Source organism: Rhizobium sp. CF080, from assembly GCF_000282095.2.
Classification (GTDB): Bacteria; Pseudomonadota; Alphaproteobacteria; order Rhizobiales; family Rhizobiaceae; genus Neorhizobium.
On sequence record NZ_AKKC02000008.1, the window covers coordinates 116859 to 132076 of the forward strand.

The 15218-nt window shown below is 60.8% G+C and carries 17 protein-coding genes and 1 pseudogene; 12 read left to right on the plus strand and 6 right to left on the minus strand.

Annotation, left to right across the window (positions count from 1 at the left end; genetic code table 11):
- Positions 1-119 precede the first annotated feature (119 nt).
- The 3 genes and pseudogenes from PMI07_RS17865 to PMI07_RS17875 form a co-directional block, all read left to right on the plus strand.
- Entirely contained in the window at positions 120-728 is a 609-nt protein-coding gene (locus PMI07_RS17865; RefSeq protein ID WP_007753753.1) for a shikimate kinase, read from the plus strand.
- Entirely contained in the window at positions 725-1867 is a 1143-nt protein-coding gene (gene aroB / locus PMI07_RS17870; protein ID WP_007753750.1) for a 3-dehydroquinate synthase, read from the plus strand. The genes PMI07_RS17865 and aroB overlap by 4 nt, the downstream gene beginning before the upstream one ends.
- Positions 1868-1878: 11 nt before the next feature.
- Positions 1879-2751 (plus strand): annotated as a pseudogene (locus tag PMI07_RS17875) (transporter associated domain-containing protein); the annotation flags it as partial.
- Positions 2752-2926: 175 nt separating this feature from the next.
- On the opposite strand, the gene PMI07_RS17880 reads toward PMI07_RS17875, so the two are convergent.
- Together PMI07_RS17880 and PMI07_RS17885 are read right to left on the minus strand one after the other, a co-directional pair.
- The gene (locus PMI07_RS17880) at positions 2927-3166 is read right to left on the minus strand and encodes a hypothetical protein (RefSeq protein ID WP_007753745.1); all 240 of its coding nucleotides are present in this window, start codon (positions 3164-3166) and stop codon (positions 2927-2929) included.
- Between the two features lie 223 nt (positions 3167-3389).
- Positions 3390-3671 (minus strand): BolA family protein, encoded by a 282-nt coding sequence (locus tag PMI07_RS17885; protein ID WP_007753730.1) that lies wholly within the window; start codon positions 3669-3671, stop codon positions 3390-3392.
- 104 nt (positions 3672-3775) lie between these two features.
- On the opposite strand from PMI07_RS17885, the gene PMI07_RS17890 reads away from it, so the two are divergent.
- The 5 genes from PMI07_RS17890 to PMI07_RS17910 all read left to right on the plus strand — a co-directional run bounded on the left by PMI07_RS17890 (position 3776) and on the right by PMI07_RS17910 (position 9213).
- Positions 3776-4411, plus strand: a complete 636-nt coding sequence (locus PMI07_RS17890; protein ID WP_007753729.1) for a J domain-containing protein — start codon at positions 3776-3778, stop codon at positions 4409-4411.
- 61 nt (positions 4412-4472) lie between these two features.
- Positions 4473-5465 (plus strand): cobaltochelatase subunit CobS, encoded by a 993-nt coding sequence (gene cobS, locus PMI07_RS17895; RefSeq protein ID WP_007753727.1) that lies wholly within the window; start codon positions 4473-4475, stop codon positions 5463-5465.
- 39 nt (positions 5466-5504) lie between these two features.
- Entirely contained in the window at positions 5505-6320 is an 816-nt protein-coding gene (locus PMI07_RS17900) for a hypothetical protein (protein WP_007753718.1), read from the plus strand.
- Positions 6320-8215 carry a cobaltochelatase subunit CobT gene (gene cobT, locus PMI07_RS17905; RefSeq protein WP_007753708.1) on the plus strand — a complete coding sequence of 632 codons (1896 nt, stop codon included), beginning with the start codon at positions 6320-6322 and terminating at the stop codon, positions 8213-8215. The genes PMI07_RS17900 and cobT overlap by 1 nt, the downstream gene beginning before the upstream one ends.
- Positions 8216-8226: 11 nt before the next feature.
- Positions 8227-9213 (plus strand): esterase-like activity of phytase family protein, encoded by a 987-nt coding sequence (locus PMI07_RS17910; RefSeq protein WP_007753705.1) that lies wholly within the window; start codon positions 8227-8229, stop codon positions 9211-9213.
- Between the two features lie 236 nt (positions 9214-9449).
- Here PMI07_RS17910 and PMI07_RS17915 read toward each other — a convergent pair whose 3' ends face one another.
- Positions 9450-10088, minus strand: coding sequence for a queuosine precursor transporter (locus PMI07_RS17915; RefSeq protein ID WP_007753703.1), 639 nt, complete (start codon positions 10086-10088; stop codon positions 9450-9452).
- Between the two features lie 115 nt (positions 10089-10203).
- Positions 10204-10503 (minus strand): 50S ribosomal protein L28, encoded by a 300-nt coding sequence (gene rpmB / locus PMI07_RS17920; protein WP_007753701.1) that lies wholly within the window; start codon positions 10501-10503, stop codon positions 10204-10206.
- 250 nt (positions 10504-10753) lie between these two features.
- Between rpmB and PMI07_RS17925 the strand changes: the two genes are divergently transcribed.
- The 3 genes from PMI07_RS17925 to PMI07_RS17935 are packed head-to-tail and all read left to right on the plus strand — an operon-like array spanning position 10754 to position 13137.
- Complete coding sequence (locus PMI07_RS17925; RefSeq protein ID WP_007753698.1) at positions 10754-11527, plus strand: DUF3108 domain-containing protein; 774 nt, start codon at positions 10754-10756, stop codon at positions 11525-11527.
- Between the two features lie 34 nt (positions 11528-11561).
- Positions 11562-12449, plus strand: a complete 888-nt coding sequence (locus PMI07_RS17930; protein ID WP_007753696.1) for an EamA family transporter — start codon at positions 11562-11564, stop codon at positions 12447-12449.
- 34 nt (positions 12450-12483) lie between these two features.
- A complete protein-coding gene (locus PMI07_RS17935) occupies positions 12484-13137 on the plus strand; it encodes a lysoplasmalogenase (protein ID WP_007753694.1) in 654 nt (217 codons plus the stop codon).
- Here PMI07_RS17935 and PMI07_RS17940 read toward each other — a convergent pair.
- Together PMI07_RS17940 and gloB are read right to left on the minus strand one after the other, a co-directional pair.
- Positions 13134-13553, minus strand: a complete 420-nt coding sequence (locus PMI07_RS17940; RefSeq protein ID WP_007753692.1) for a cupin domain-containing protein — start codon at positions 13551-13553, stop codon at positions 13134-13136. The genes PMI07_RS17935 and PMI07_RS17940 overlap by 4 nt on opposite strands.
- The gene (gloB, locus tag PMI07_RS17945; protein ID WP_007753690.1) at positions 13554-14324 is read right to left on the minus strand and encodes a hydroxyacylglutathione hydrolase; all 771 of its coding nucleotides are present in this window, start codon (positions 14322-14324) and stop codon (positions 13554-13556) included.
- An 88-nt stretch (positions 14325-14412) separates the two neighbouring features.
- Between gloB and PMI07_RS17950 the strand changes: the two genes are divergently transcribed.
- Positions 14413-15153: a class I SAM-dependent methyltransferase gene (locus tag PMI07_RS17950; protein ID WP_007753688.1), complete on the plus strand. Its 741-nt coding sequence runs from the start codon at positions 14413-14415 to the stop codon at positions 15151-15153.
- The last annotated feature ends 65 nt before the right edge of the window (positions 15154-15218 follow it).

Here is a 15218-nt window from a genome sequence, read left to right on the forward strand (position 1 = left end):
TATCGATAAAGGTTTACATATCGGCAAGAACAAACAATCCCCCGCATTCTTTGAGGGTTGCGACGGCTTGACGCTGCCGACGCATTTGTCGATACCGTTTTCTCGAAACGGACCTGACAATGATAGAAGTCGCAACCTCCGCCGCACCGGCACTCAGCGAAAAGGCGCGCGCCGTCCTCGGCAAGCGCAACCTGATCTTTGTCGGGCTGATGGGGGCGGGCAAATCGGCGATCGGCCGGCTGGTGGCGCAGACGCTTTCCATTCCCTTCATCGATACGGATGCGGAGATCGAGAAGGTTTCCCGCATGAGCATCAGCGAACTTTTCGCCGCTTACGGCGAGACGGAGTTCCGGGCGCTGGAAACCCGCGTCATCGAGCGGCTGCTCAGGGGCGGCCCGCGCGTGGTTTCGACCGGCGGCGGCGCCTTCATCAACGAGAATACCCGCCACCAGATCAAGATCGGCGGCATTTCCATCTGGCTGAAGGCGGATCTCGACGTCTTGTGGGAGCGGGTGAACAAACGCGATCACCGGCCGTTGCTGAAGACCGAGAATCCCAAGCAGACGCTCGAAAACCTGATGACCCAGCGTTATCCGATCTATGCCGAGGCTGACCTGACGGTGCAGTCCCAAAATGTCCGCAAGGACGTGATGGTCAACGAGGTACTTTCCGCGGTGGCCAGTCTGCCCGGCGAAGGTGAATGGCCCAGCGAAGGTGAAATGCAATGAACATGTCTTCCCGACCCGAGGACCGAGGCTCCGAGCGCCTGGTGCATGTGCCGCTCGGCGAACGGGCCTATGACATCCTGATCGGCCCCGGGTTGATCACGCGTGCCGGCGGCGAGATCACCGCGCGGCTGAAGGGCCGCAAGGCGGCCATCGTCACCGACGAGCACGTGGCGCCGCTTTATCTCGAAGCGCTGATGGACAGCCTGCAGACCGACGGGATCGAAGCCGTTTCGCTGACGCTGCCGGCCGGTGAAAAAACCAAGAGTTTCGAACATCTGGCGACCGTCTGCGACATGGTGCTGTCGGCCCGCATCGAACGCAACGACGCGGTGATCGCGCTCGGCGGCGGGGTGATCGGCGATTTGGCCGGCTTTGCGGCCGGCATCGTCCGGCGCGGCGTGCGTTTCGTGCAGATCCCGACCACGCTCTTGGCGCAGGTCGATTCGTCGGTGGGCGGCAAGACAGGCGTCAACACCCGCCACGGCAAGAACCTGCTCGGCGTCTTCCACCAGCCGGACCTCGTGCTTGCCGATACGGCGGCGCTCGATTCGCTCTCTGAGCGCGAATTCCGGGCCGGTTATGCGGAAGTGGCGAAATACGGCCTGATCGACCAGCCGAATTTCTTCGCCTGGCTCGAAAAGAATTGGAAACAGGTATTTGCCGGCGGTCCGGAGCGGATCGAGGCGATCGCCATCAGCTGCCAGGCGAAATCCGACGTCGTCGTCGAGGACGAGCGCGAGACCGGCCGCCGGGCGCTGCTCAATCTCGGCCACACCTTCGGCCATGCGCTGGAGGCCGCAACCGAATACGATAGCAGCCGCCTCGTGCACGGCGAGGGTGTGGCGATCGGCATGGTGCTGGCGCACCAGTTCTCGGCGCGCATGAACCTTGCAAGCCCGGACGATGCGGCGCGCGTGACGGCCCATCTGAAAGCCGTCGGCCTGCCGACTTCGATGAGCGATATTCCCGGACAGCTGCCGCCGACCGAAAAGCTGCTCGACGCGATCATGCAGGACAAGAAGGTCATGAGCGGCAAGCTCACCTTCATCCTGACCCACGGCGTCGGCCAGTCCTTCATCGCCAACGACGTGCCGTCGTCCGAGGTCTTGAGCTTCCTGGAGGAAAAGCGGCCGAAATGACATCCAAAGCAGGTCTGCTGTCGCGCGCTGTCAACGCGGTGATCCGCGGGCTTCTCCGCTTGTGCGGTGTTTCCCTGTCCGAACAGACGCTCGCCCTTTCCAGCCATGACGACCTGCATGCCGCACTCGATCTCGTTCATCGCGACGGGAATTTCGACAAGCAGGACCGCGACCGCCTGAATGGCCTTTTCGAACTCGAGGAACTCGAAGTCTCCGACGTCATGAAGCACCGGACGGTGATGCGGGCGGTGAATGCCGACGATCCGCCGGAGGTGGCGGTCCGCACCGTGCTCGAAAGCCCCTATACGCGCATGCCGCTCTGGCGTCATTCGACCGAGAACATCATCGGTGTCGTGCATGCCAAGGACCTGCTCCGGGCGCTCGCCGAGCCGAATGTCGAGCCGGAAAACCTCGATATCGTCAAGATTGCCCAGAAACCCTGGTTCGTGCCCGACAGCACCAGCCTCAAGGACCAGCTCAGCGCCTTCCTTCGGCGCAAGGGGCATTTCGCCGTCGTCGTGGACGAATATGGTGAGGTGCAGGGCATCGTCACGCTGGAAGACATCCTGGAGGAGATCGTCGGCGACATTGCCGACGAGCATGATATCGAGATCCAGGGCGTGCGCCAGGAAGCGGACGGGTCGATCGTCGTCGATGGTTCGGTGCCGATCCGTGATCTGAACCGTGCACTCGACTGGAGCCTGCCGGATGCTGAAGCTACGACGATCGCGGGCCTCGTCATCCACGAATCGAAGCTCATTCCGCAGGAGCGGCAGGCGTTCACGTTCTACGGCAAGCGATTTGTCGTGTTGAAGCGGGAGAAGAACCGCATTACGAGGCTGAGGATACGGCCGGCGGAAGATGTGACACTGCCGGCGGGGTAGTCTTTCGTTTCACGAAAGCTTTTCAGTTCTCGCGTCGAAATTGGCGGCTTTCGGCCAAGGGACAAACGAAAAGCTGCTTTGCCTCGATTCACGTCACGAGAAATTTGTGTAGGAATGTGCCGACAACAATCAGCGGCACTAAATCTTCCAAGGGCATCATTGTTTGCCCAATACTTCACCAAAAGCCTTCAAAGAGCGATATCAACAGCGCAACCATTGCGACCCACCAGACAAGAAGGGCGAGGACTTTGAGCTCCGCTCGCATTGCGTCGCGTTTGGAGATGACACGATAGAGACTTTCGTGCGCGTCACTCACTGCTCTTTTGAGATTTGCGCCGCGCATATCCCTTTTAGGGCCAAGCGCACTTGCAAGGCCACAGCCAAGCAAAAGAACAAAAACGAATAGATAGGTCATCGCTTTGTTTCCTAAGTCGGAAGATAGCGAAGTAAATTCACTATGAGCGCTCCGCGTCAATTGCCTATCAAGCATTTTTGATCAGATTGGATGAGCGCCATTGGCGCCAAGCGGCCACGCCGTCAGCCATCAGGAAATGGCGGCAGGCCGGTCAAAGCGATACCCCCAATGCGTCATGCCGGTACCTTGGCCTCTCGCTCCGCCATCCCTATCTAAAGACCTGTTACCAGCGCGTCGGCTCACCCGGTGCCGAGGCTTCCACCGCGAGCGCGTGAAGTCCGGCGTCGAGTTCGGGCTTCAGCAGGGCATTCACCGTCCGATGCCGGTCGAGCCGGCTCATTCCGGAAAATTTTTTCGAGACGATGCGGACCCGCATATGGGTTTCGCCGGTTCCGGTGATGTCGGGCTGATGGCCGGCGTGCTGATGGCTTTCATCGATGACGACCAGCCGTTCCGGCTCGAGATTATCGGTGAGGGTGATTTCGATCCGGGATTTGACGGACATTTCGGTCTCCGTTGCGACGCAAAAAGGGGCATCTGACAAACCAGTAAGAAAGGACTTTGTCAATTCTTGCCGCGCCCTGTTCGTCGCCCCATAATGAGGGCCTTATGAAATTAGATTCCAAATATTTCGACCGCATCCGGACGCGCAAGACCAGGCAGCAGGAAGCTGTGCCTGAAGCGCCCACTTGCCAATGGGACGGATGCGAAAAACCCGGCGCCCATCGCGCGCCCGTGGGCCGCAACGCGGAAGGCCAGTTCTTTCTGTTCTGTTTCGAGCACGTTCGGGAATACAACAAGGGCTACAATTATTTCTCCGGCCTTTCGGACGGCGAGATCGCCCGTTACCAGAAGGAAGCGATCACCGGCCACCGCCCCACTTGGACGGTGGGCGTCAACAAGGCTGCCAAGGATGCGCCGCTTCATTCAACGGCCCGTTCGGGGGCTGCCGGTGCTACCGGCACCCAGCAGCGCTTCAAGGATCCGTTCGGCTTCGTGTCCAGTGCGCGGGCGACCGGCTCGCGCTTCCAGACGCAGGGGCGCAAGCTGAAGACGCTGGAGGCCAAGGCCTTCGATACGATGGGGCTGGGCGCCAATGCGAGCGCGGCGGAGATCAAGAGCCGCTACAAGGAACTGGTGAAGAAACACCACCCGGATGCGAATGGCGGCGACCGCGGCTCGGAAGAACGTTTTCGTGCCGTCATTCAAGCATACCAGTTGTTGAAGCAGGCGGGTTTCTGCTAAGCCGTAAAAATTATGGCAGTAAGGATGACGGCCGGGCGGCGGCTCGCGCCTTGGAGAGACGATGAGTAAGATTGATCTAGACATTTCCAACCTTCCCGACACCACCGTTTCGGTCCGGGAAGTCTTCGGCATCGACAGCGATATCAAGGTTCCGGCCTATAGCAGCGGCGACCCCTATGTTCCGGATCTCGACCCGGACTACTTGTTCGACCGCGATACGACGCTCGCCATTCTCGCAGGCTTTGCTCATAACCGACGCGTCATGGTGTCCGGCTTCCACGGCACCGGCAAGTCCACTCATATCGAGCAGGTCGCAGCCCGCCTCAACTGGCCGTGCGTGCGCATCAACCTCGACAGCCATGTCAGCCGTATCGACCTCGTCGGCAAGGACGCGATCGTGCTGAAGGACGGCAAGCAGATTACCGAATTCAAGGACGGTATCCTGCCCTGGGCCTACCAGCACAATGTCGCACTCGTCTTCGACGAATACGATGCCGGCCGCCCGGACGTCATGTTCGTCATCCAGCGCGTGCTGGAATCCTCCGGCCGCCTGACCCTGCTCGACCAGAGCCGCGTCATCCGTCCTCACCCGGCATTCCGCATCTTCGCGACCGCCAACACGGTGGGGCTGGGCGATACGACCGGCCTCTATCACGGCACGCAGCAGATCAACCAGGCACAGATGGACCGCTGGTCGATCGTGACGACGCTGAACTATCTGCCGCACCAGAAGGAAGTCGATATCGTCGCCGCCAAGGTAAAATCCTTTGGCAGCACGGCCGAGGGCCGCGAGACGGTGTCGAAGATGGTCCGCGTCGCCGACCTTACCCGTTCGGCCTTCATCAACGGCGACCTTTCGACCGTCATGAGCCCGCGTACCGTCATCACCTGGGCGGAAAACGCCGAGATCTTCGGTGATATCGCGTTCGCTTTCCGCATCACCTTCCTCAACAAGTGCGACGAACTGGAACGCACGCTGGTCGCCGAACAGTACCAGCGCGCCTTCGGTGTCGAGCTGAAGGAAAGTGCCGCCAACATCGTTCTCGGAGCGTAAGCTAATTCCGGAGGGTAGTGCTTTTCGCGGGGGAACTTGGTGAAACACGTAGTCGATTTAGCTGTAGCTGTTGTTGGCGGGCTGATCGTGGCGATTGTTAGCGCCTATTTTCTTATTCCTGAAGAGAAACTCCCTCCGGAAAGTAGACTTCGCGTGGAGTACGATGACGCCGTATTATATTATCCCGACTCCATAGTGAGGAATTTTGTCCTCAAATATATCGTGGACGACAAGGTCGCTAAGGAGAATGCTGAAGTACGGGAAAAGGTCTTTGATTTCTATAAGCGTATAATTGAGGCAAAACTTTTTGATAGTAAGGCGTTTTCAAGTGTGCGTGATATTCGGATTTACAATGATACAGATAAGAGAATAGAGAGAATTACATTTAAGCATGAATTTCAGTTTGGAGCGTTTGTCGTAAATGAGAGTGTTTCCAATGAAATATTCAATTCCGTCGATTCGGGAGCGGATTTTATAATAAATTATATAGATCCTGGAAAGTCGGTGAACATCACGGGATTCTCCACATTCATTGTGGATGTAAAATCAAAAAATTTCCTAGTTCTTCTCGCTGGAAAAAAACAAGACATCATTGATAAGTCGGCTCGAGGCGGTTTCGGCGAGCAGCCGCTGGATACGTCTTTGTACTCTGGCCGCGATGCTGTGCTTTGGATTATGTTGTTTCTAGTAGTTGGTATACTGATTTTGGTCGCCATATTGACAATTGTGGACCGTTTAATTTTTCAATTTTGGCCTGAAACCTATGTCAAAATAGGCGGAAAGAAAATCGAAGCTGAGGCTCGCAGGATTGTCGAGATCGCTGCGGCTTCTGAAGTAAGAAGTGAAGGTACCTGATGGCAGGTCGCGGAGACAATTCGAAAGCCAAATCCGGCGGTCCGGTCGATACCGAGCCGTTGCGGCGGGCGATTACCGGCTGCGTGCGCTCCATCGCCGGCGACGCGGAAGTCGAGGTCACGTTCGCCAACGAACGTCCGGGCCTTGCTGGCGAACGCATCCGCCTGCCGGAAATCTCCAAGCGGCCGACAGCCCATGAGCTCGCGGTGACCCGCGGGCTCGGCGATTCCATGGCGCTGCGGATTGCCTGCCACGATACCGGCGTGCATGCCAGCATGTCGCCGCAGGGTGCCGATGCGCGCATCGTCTTCGATGCCGTCGAGCAGGCGCGCGTCGAGTCGATCGGCGCCTTGCGCATGGCCGGCATGGCGTCGAACCTCAATTCGATGCATGCGGAAAAATACTCCAAGGCGAATTTCTCCGGCGTCGAACGGCAGGAAGACGCGCCGATCGGCGAAGCGGTCGCCATGCTGGTGCGCGAAAAGCTGACCGGCATCAAGCCGCCGGCCAGCGCCGGCAAGGTGCTCGATCTCTGGCGTCCGTTCATCGAGGACAAGGCGGCCGGCGATCTCGACAACCTCCGCAACGTGATCGAAGATCAGCAGGCATTCGCCAAGCTGGTGCGGCACATGCTCACCTCCATGCAGATGGCGGAGGAGTTTGCCGACGAGGATACCGATCCGGAGGAGATGGAAAATCCGGACCAGGAAGACCAGCCGCGCAGCAACGAGACCGAGAACGACGAGGTCGAGGAAGAGGCCGGTTCCGATGCCGCCCCCGCCGAGCAGAGCGACGCTTCCGACGAGGAGATGGACGACGGCGAGATGGACGGCGCGGAAATGTCCGACGACGACATGTCGGACGACAGCGACGAACATTCCGAGACGCCGGGCGAAACCCGCCGGCCCAACAGCCCGTTCGACGATTTCAACGAGAAGGTCGATTACAAGATCTTCACCCAGGAGTTCGACGAGGAAATCACGGCCGAAGAGCTTTGCGACGAAGCGGAGCTCGACCGGCTGCGGGCCTTCCTCGACAAGCAGCTCGCCCACCTCCAGGGTGCCGTCGGGCGCCTCGCCAACCGCTTGCAGCGCCGCCTGATGGCGCAGCAGAACCGCTCCTGGGATTTCGACCTGGAAGAGGGTTATCTCGATCCGGCCCGCCTCGTGCGCCTGATCATCGACCCGATGCAGCCGCTCTCCTTCAAGAAGGAGCGCGACACGCAGTTCCGCGATACCGTCGTGACCCTGGTCATCGACAATTCCGGCTCGATGCGCGGCCGGCCGATCACGGTTGCCGCCACCTGCGCCGATATCCTAGCCCGTACGCTGGAGCGCTGCGGCGTCAAGGTCGAGATCCTCGGCTTCACCACCAAGGCCTGGAAGGGCGGGCAGGCGCGCGAAAAATGGCTGGCAAGCGGTAAGCCACCGACGCCCGGCCGCCTCAACGACCTGCGCCATATCGTCTACAAGTCCGCCGATGCCCCGTGGCGCCGCTCGCGCCGCAATCTCGGCCTGATGATGCGCGAGGGCCTGCTCAAGGAAAACATCGACGGCGAGGCGCTGATGTGGGCGCATAACCGCCTGATCGCTCGCCGCGAACAGCGCAAGATCCTGATGATGATTTCGGATGGCGCGCCGGTCGACGATTCCACGCTGTCGGTCAATCCGGGCAATTATCTCGAACGGCATCTGCGCGCCGTGATCGAACAGATCGAGACGCGTTCTCCGGTCGAGCTGCTGGCGATCGGCATCGGGCACGACGTGACGCGGTATTATCGCAAGGCCGTGACGATCGTCGATGCTGACGAGCTCGCCGGCGCGATGACCGAGCAGCTTGCCGAACTGTTTGCGGAAAATGGCGGGCGACAGGGCCGCATGCGACGGGCCAGCTGAGGTCCGCCCGCTTGAAATTTTCCCGCCTCGTTGTCTGGGCCGGCCTTTTCGGCGCCATCGCTTTCCCGGTGGCGCCGGCCACGGACAATGTCCCGATTCGGGTGCAGGCGATCACCGAATTCAAGCGCGGTTCGCCGGAAACGCGGTTCGGTGCCTTCGAATTCCTGAGCGGCATCGAGTTTTCGTCGTCCGATAGCCGGCTACAGTCGTTGTCGAGCATCCGTTTTCGCGCCGATGGGGAGCGTTTTGTATCGGTGCTCGATACTGGTTCCTGGTTGACCGGCCGCATCCAGCGGGATGCCGGTGGGCACCTCGCCAATCTCACCGATCTTGCCATCAACCCGATCCTCATCCGCGGTGGCCGTGTCGGCTCGAAATACAATTCGGATGCCGAGGGCCTGGCGCTGAGGGACGGTCAGGCACTCGTCAGCTTCGAGCAGTTGCATCGGGTCGATGCCTATCCGGATCCGGGGTTCGAAACATCCGCTCCCCTGAAAAGCCTTGATCTGCCGATCCCTCGCCACGAATTCCGGATGAATGCCGGCATGGAGACGGTGGCGGTGTCGCCTCAAGCCAGTCCGCTCAGGGGGGCGCCCATCGTGGTCACCGAGCATAGCCTTGATGATCAGGGAAACCTTTTCGCCGCGATCCTGGAAGGCCCGCTGAAGGGCGTGTTCAAGGTGATGAGGCACGATCCTTATGACGCGACGGACGGTGCTTTCCTGCCGAACGGCGATTTCCTGCTGCTGGAGCGCCGGTTCAGCTTCCTCGGCGGCCTCGGCATGCGCATCCGCCTCATCAAGGGCGACAGCATCCACCCTGGTGCCGTCGTGGACGGCGAGGTGCTTCTCGATGCCGATATGGGTTATGCGATCGACAACATGGAAGGGCTCGACGTCATCGCCGGGCCGGAGGGCAAGCCGCATCTGATCCTGATTTCGGATGACAACGGCAATCTGCTGCAGCGTAACGTGATGCTGGAATTCCGCCTGAATTAACTGAAGTCGCCATTGCGGAACGGCTTCGACTTTGTCTTCTTAAGGCGGAGATGCTTGGATCCTCGGGTCAAGCCCGAGGATGACGAGTTTGCCGAGCCATCAGCAACAACAGCGGCCGCTGCATTGCTCAGCTTCGTTTTCTGTGGGCGCAAGAAGCACAGCTTCTCTTTCATCATCCTCGGGCTTGACCCGAGGATCCATCGACAAGCAATGCGCAACCGCCAAGCCGCGCTTGCTCAGGCAGCCTTCGCGACCTGTGGCATCGGCTTCAGCACGTTCATCAGCGCGCCATAGGGCAGCAGCAAGACGACACCGACCAGGATCTTGACCACGAGGTCGCCGAGCGCCCAGGAGATCCAGCGCGGGGCTTCTGCCGAAAACGCGCCGAGGAGCGGTGCGGACTGGATCGCGAAGTCCTCATTGGGGCCGATGAAGGCGAAAATCGGAGCGAAGGCCAGCGAGAAGAACAGCAGCGTGTCGAGTGCCGAACCGAGCAGGGAGCCGGCGAGCGGCGCGCGCCACCAGGTCTGGCGGCGGAGGCGATTGAACACGGAGATATCGAGAAGCTGGCCGACCAGATAGGCGGTGCCCGAGGCGATGGCGATGCGCGGGGCGGAGGCCAGGAACGACAGCGTCACGCCGACGACAAAGCCTGCGAGAACGACGCGTCGGGCGATCGAAGGCCCGAACTGCCGGTTGGCGAGATCGGTCACCAGGAAGGCAAAGGGATAGATAAAGGCGCCCCAGGTCAGAAGATCGCCAAGAGCGATGCCCCAGAGCGTTCCCGTGACGGGAAACTGCACCAGGAAATTGGAGGCGACGACAACGGCCGCCATCAGCAGGGCATAGATAGGGGTATAGCGGGAGGTCAGCATTTTTTTATCCTGGGTGATGCCACCAGTTGGAGTTCTATGAGGACAAGAGAAAAGGCCTGGCCGGTATTAACCGTTCAAGCCTCACTCAAAGCCGGATGATTTGTCGTCAGGCCAATTAAGCCGCAGCAGCGACTTCGGCGGTCTTCTTGACGATCTGGCGGCGCAGCAGGCGGGCGCGCATCGACAGTTCGGTCTCGTCGGCCTTCAGGAGGAAGGCGTCGAGGCCGCCGCGATGTTCGACGGAGCGCAGAGCGTGCGCCGAGACGCGCAGGCGATAACGCTGGCCGAGAGCGTCGGAGATCAACGTGACCTGGCACAGGTTCGGCAGGAACCGACGGCGGGTCTTGTTGTTGGCGTGGCTTACGTTGTTGCCGGTCAGAACGCCCTTGCCGGTCAGTTCGCACACACGAGACATGGATACACCTTTGTTCTTCTGCAATCGGATGGTACTTCCGGACAATGCCGGTGCGCCGATCCAACTGGTCCTGAGTGGAAAGTTGCGGTTCTATAGTCAGTGGGGCCCGTCGCGTCAAGCCAAAACCTTGGCCTGCACTCAAGAGAATCCGCCGACAGTGCCGTAAAGCGGCTATTTTCTTGCCACTATGCACCGTCTATATGTCTCAAGGAAGACGCTTCCCGGCGCCTTCATCGGTCAGGGCAGAATCATGAACCTTCGCGGCTGTTTCGTCAGTGCCTTCGTGCTCGTCTTCGGGTTCACCACCGTTCCGCTTGGCTCGGCTGAAATCCGGCATGTCAGCGAATACGATATTTCCCTCGGAATCCTGCCGATCGCCAAGGCGTCTTTCGCCAGCGAATTCAACAGCAGCGACTATAAGATCACCGGAACGTTCAAGTCGGCGGGGATCGTCAATATCATCAGCCGCATCTCCGCCGAGACCAGCGTCAGCGGGCGCATGCAGGCCGACAAGCTGCAGGCCGATCGCTACAACCTCGTCTACAGCGCCGGCAAGCGCACACGTATCTATGACGTCGAATACCGCAACGGCAATGTCACCGAGACGACTGTCAAACCCGAGCCGACCCGCAATCCGGAAACCTGGATTCCGGTGACCGACAAGGACCTCCGCGCTGTGCTCGACCCGTTGAGCGGCCTCATCTTCCCGGGCGATGCCAAGGTCTGCCCCAGCCGGTTGCCGATTTATGACGGTGAGTCGCGCATGGATCTGGTGCTGACGCCGAAGGGCACCAGGCCGTTCTCGACGGACGGGTTCAAGGGGGAAGCGATCGTCTGCTCGATCCGCTACCTTCCGAGATCAGGCTTCCGGCGCGGCCGCAGCGATATCGAATACTTGCGCAAGACGCCGATAGAAATCTGGTTTGCCAAGGCGCAGTCGGTAAATGTATATGCTCCCGTCTATGCCGTCATCCCGACGAGGATGGGGCAGGTTTACGTGACCGCCGTCAAATACGGCGGCTGATGCGGCGCTCGTCCGGGCGCCCGGGGGGGCGGGAGTGAAAATCCGGGGAACGTTGATCGGTTTTACAGCGATCCTGATGTGGTCGCTGCTGGCCCTGATGACGGCTGCATCCGGAAAAGTGCCGCCTTTCCAGATGAATGCGATGACGTTTGCGATCGGCAGCCTGCCGGGCATCGTGCTTTTCATCCTCAAGCCGGAACGGATCGCCTTCCTGAAGCAGCCGGCCAAGGTCTGGATCACCGGTATTGGCGGCCTGTTCGGCTATCATTTCCTCTATTTCACGGCGCTGCGGAATGCGCCGGCCGTCGAGGCGGGGCTGATCGCCTATCTGTGGCCGCTGTTCATCGTCGTCGGCTCGGCCCTGCTGCCGGGCGAAAGGCTGCGCTGGTATCATGTGCTCGGCGCGGTCGCCGGGCTTTGCGGCACGATCGCCATCGTTTCCCGCAACGGGCTTGCCTTCGACGACGCCTATCTGGTGGGTTACGGTGCCGCCTTTCTCTGCGCCTTCACCTGGTCGGGTTATTCGCTGCTGACGCGGCGCTTCGACCGGGTTTCGACCGATGTCGTTACCGGCTTCTGCCTCGGCACCTCGCTTCTTTCGCTGATCTGCCATCTGGCGCTCGAGACGACCGTCTGGCCGACCAATGGCGGCGAGTGGGCGGCGGTCGTTGGGCTCGGCCTGCTGCCGGTTGGTGCGGCCTTTTATGCCTGGGACTACGGGGTCAAGAACGGCGATATCCAGATCATCGGGGCTGTGAGCTATGCGGCACCTCTGCTGTCGACGCTGATCCTGGTCGCATCCGGCTTTGCCGAGCCGGATTGGCGCATTCTGCTTGCCTGCCTGCTGATCACCGGAGGAGCGGTGCTAGCGGCGCGGGATATGTTCCGGCCGAAGCCGATTGCCGACGCCATTGCCGAATAGGCGTCCCTGATGGGTCGGGGACGTGGGGGAAGAGATGGTTCTGTTGTCATGGGCGGTGCTTGCCGCCTCGACCGCGTTTGCGGTCAATTATTTCCGCTGGCTCGGAAGGCCCTCAGGCCATCTGCGCACGGTGCTGAAGGCCGTGCCGGTTCTGCTGCTGGCGCTCTATGCTGTTCTGGCCGGCGCGCCGGCCCTGCTTGTTGCGGCGCTGATGCTCGGCGCACTCGGCGATGCCTTCCTCGCCTACGAGGGAGAGACGGCCTTCATCGCTGGGCTCGCGGCCTTCTTCGCTTTGCATATTGCCTATGTCGCGCTGTTCTGGCCGTCGATCGAACCGAGCCTGCTGGTCGGTTCCGCTTGGCGCTATACGGCGGCCTGGGTCGTCGTCGTGCTGACGGGCATGACGCTTTTCATGCTGTGGCGACCCACCGGGCGGCTTGCCATCCCGGTCACCGTCTATGCGATCGCGATCGTTGTCATGGCGCTCTCGGCGCTGGCAGTGAAGCCGATCCTGCCATCGGCCGCAGCGGCATTGTTCGTGATGTCCGATACGGCGCTGGCGATCCAGACATTCCTGGTGAAGCGCGATGCCCCGGTCATGGCGAGGCTGAAACCCTTCGTCTGGGGTACCTACTTCGCAGCGCAGCTCGTCTTTACGTTGGCGATTGCCGGCCTGCGTTTGTCTTAGGTCGCCGGCTCCCAGCCGGGCGGCGCCATCTCGAAGCTCGAAAACTCGAAGCCGGGTGCCACCGTACAGCCGACCAGCGTGAACCGGCCGAGCGGTTCCGCCGCCTGCCAGGCGTCAGCCGGGACCACGGCCTGCGGCCGCTCGCCTTTTGCTAGATCGGTGCCCAGTGTCACCTCTTCGACAGTCCGGCCATCGGAAATCCGCAGTCGCAGCGGATCGCCGGCGTAGAAGTGCCAGATCTCCGCCGCGTCACGAACCCGGTGCCAATGGGAGCGTTCGCCGGCTTCCAGCAGATAGTAGATCGCCGTCGAATGGCCGCGGGTGCCACCCTCACCGTCGCGAAACGTCTCGACATACCAGCCGCCCTCCGGATGGCGTTGCATGCCGAGGGCGGCGATGATCTCGTTCGGCGTCATCTAGAAATTGTCCTTGCGCTTGCGGATTTCGGCAAAGACTTCCTCGTTGGACTTGCTCTCCATCAAAAGATTGCGACGGATTGCCGGATCGGTGGCGCGCAGGAACGGATTGGTTTCCTTCTCCAGCCCGATCGTCGTCGGAATGGTGAATTGGCCGCTAGCCCGCTGCGTCTCGATCTCGCTCGCGCGGGCCTGCAGACGCTCGTTGTCCGGGTCGACACTCAGCGCGAACTTCGCATTCGAAAGCGTATATTCGTGGCCGAAATAGACGGCCGTCTCGTCCGGCAGAACGGCGAGCTTCTGCAGCGAATGCCACATGTCGGCAGCCGGGCGTTCGAACAGCCGGCCGCAGCCGAGCGCAAACAGCGTGTCTGCCGCAAACACGATCTTGTCGTCCGGGAAATGGTAGCAGATATGGCCGGCGGTATGGCCGGGCGTCTCGATGACGCGTACGAGATGCTCGCCGAACTGGAACTCGTCACCGTCCGCCATGGTCTTGTCGAGGCCGGGGATCGCAATCGCCTCGTTGAACGGGCCGATGATTTCCAGCCCGAACTTTTCCTTGAGCGCGAGGTTGGCTTCCACATGGTCGCCATGATGATGGGTGGTGAAGATATGGGTGATCTTCCAGCCGCGGCGGGTCGCCGCTTCGAGAATCGGCTTTTCCTCCGGCGCATCGATCGAAGCCGTCAGCCCGCTTTCCGGGTCGTGCACGAGAACGCCGTAATTATCGCTGCGGCATGAAAAAACTTCGAGTTCCAGTGGTCTCATAACATAACCCCATTGCTGAAAGAGTTTTGCGTCACAATGTAGAGACTGGTCCCTTGAAGTCCAACCACCGTCTGGTACCAAATTACGCATGCACGCAGATATCGTCGATCTCCGCGAATTCTATCACTCTCCCCTCGGCCACCTTGCCGAGCAGTCGATCGCGTTCGCGCTCTCCTCGCTGTGGGCGCGGCTGCCGGAAGAGCGGCTGGTGGGCCTCGGTTATGCCGTGCCTTATCTCGACCGCTTTCGCGCCGATACGGAGCGCACCTTCGCCTTCATGCCGGCGGGGCAAGGGGCGGTGAACTGGCCGGTCGGCGAGCTTTCTTCCACTGCGCTTGTGTTCGACGAGGAGCTGCCGCTGCCGGATTCTTCCGTCGATCGCGTACTGATGGTGCATTCGCTGGAATTTGCCGAAAATCCGCGGGAGACGCTGAAGGAACTCTGGCGGGTGCTGGCGCCCGGTGGCCGGCTCGTCATCGTCGTACCCAACCGGCGGGGCGTCTGGGCCCGCATGGAGCATACGCCGTTCGGTTCCGGCCGACCCTATTCACGCGGCCAGCTCACCTCGCTGCTGCGCGAGACGAACTTTACACCTGGCGCAAGTGCGGAGGCGCTGTTCTTTCCGCCTTCGAAGATCCGCGCCGTGCTGAAGCTGCGCCAAGCCTTCGAGCGCCTGGGGCGCCGCTTCTGGCCGGTGTTTTCGGGGGTGATCGTGGTAGAGGCCCAGAAGCGCCTCTACCAGGGCCTGCCGGTCGCCGCCCGCGCGTCGCGACGCGTCTTCGTGCCGGTGCTGGCACCGCAGGGGGTGCCGACGACGCGGACCCGGTGAGCGCCGAATTGCCCCTCATCCGCCTGCCGGCACCTTCTCCCCGCAAGCGGGGAGAAGGACGCAAG

Bases quoted from the DNA above. Each gene is read 5' to 3' on its own strand.
- cobS (WP_007753727.1), top strand. From the start codon at position 4,473: ATGAGTAAGATTGATCTAGACATTTCCAACCTTCCCGACACCACCGTT.
- PMI07_RS17940 (WP_007753692.1), bottom strand. From the start codon at position 13,553: ATGACGCCGAACGAGATCATCGCCGCCCTCGGCATGCAACGCCATCCG.
- PMI07_RS17935 (WP_007753694.1), top strand. From the start codon at position 12,484: ATGGTTCTGTTGTCATGGGCGGTGCTTGCCGCCTCGACCGCGTTTGCG.
- PMI07_RS17885 (WP_007753730.1), bottom strand. From the start codon at position 3,671: ATGTCCGTCAAATCCCGGATCGAAATCACCCTCACCGATAATCTCGAG.
- PMI07_RS17915 (WP_007753703.1), bottom strand. From the start codon at position 10,088: ATGCTGACCTCCCGCTATACCCCTATCTATGCCCTGCTGATGGCGGCC.
- aroB (WP_007753750.1), top strand. From the start codon at position 725: ATGAACATGTCTTCCCGACCCGAGGACCGAGGCTCCGAGCGCCTGGTG.
- PMI07_RS17950 (WP_007753688.1), top strand. From the start codon at position 14,413: ATGCACGCAGATATCGTCGATCTCCGCGAATTCTATCACTCTCCCCTC.
- cobT (WP_007753708.1), top strand. From the start codon at position 6,320: ATGGCAGGTCGCGGAGACAATTCGAAAGCCAAATCCGGCGGTCCGGTC.
- PMI07_RS17890 (WP_007753729.1), top strand. From the start codon at position 3,776: ATGAAATTAGATTCCAAATATTTCGACCGCATCCGGACGCGCAAGACC.
- gloB (WP_007753690.1), bottom strand. From the start codon at position 14,324: ATGAGACCACTGGAACTCGAAGTTTTTTCATGCCGCAGCGATAATTAC.
- PMI07_RS17925 (WP_007753698.1), top strand. From the start codon at position 10,754: ATGAACCTTCGCGGCTGTTTCGTCAGTGCCTTCGTGCTCGTCTTCGGG.
- PMI07_RS17865 (WP_007753753.1), top strand. From the start codon at position 120: ATGATAGAAGTCGCAACCTCCGCCGCACCGGCACTCAGCGAAAAGGCG.
- PMI07_RS17880 (WP_007753745.1), bottom strand. From the start codon at position 3,166: ATGACCTATCTATTCGTTTTTGTTCTTTTGCTTGGCTGTGGCCTTGCA.
- rpmB (WP_007753701.1), bottom strand. From the start codon at position 10,503: ATGTCTCGTGTGTGCGAACTGACCGGCAAGGGCGTTCTGACCGGCAAC.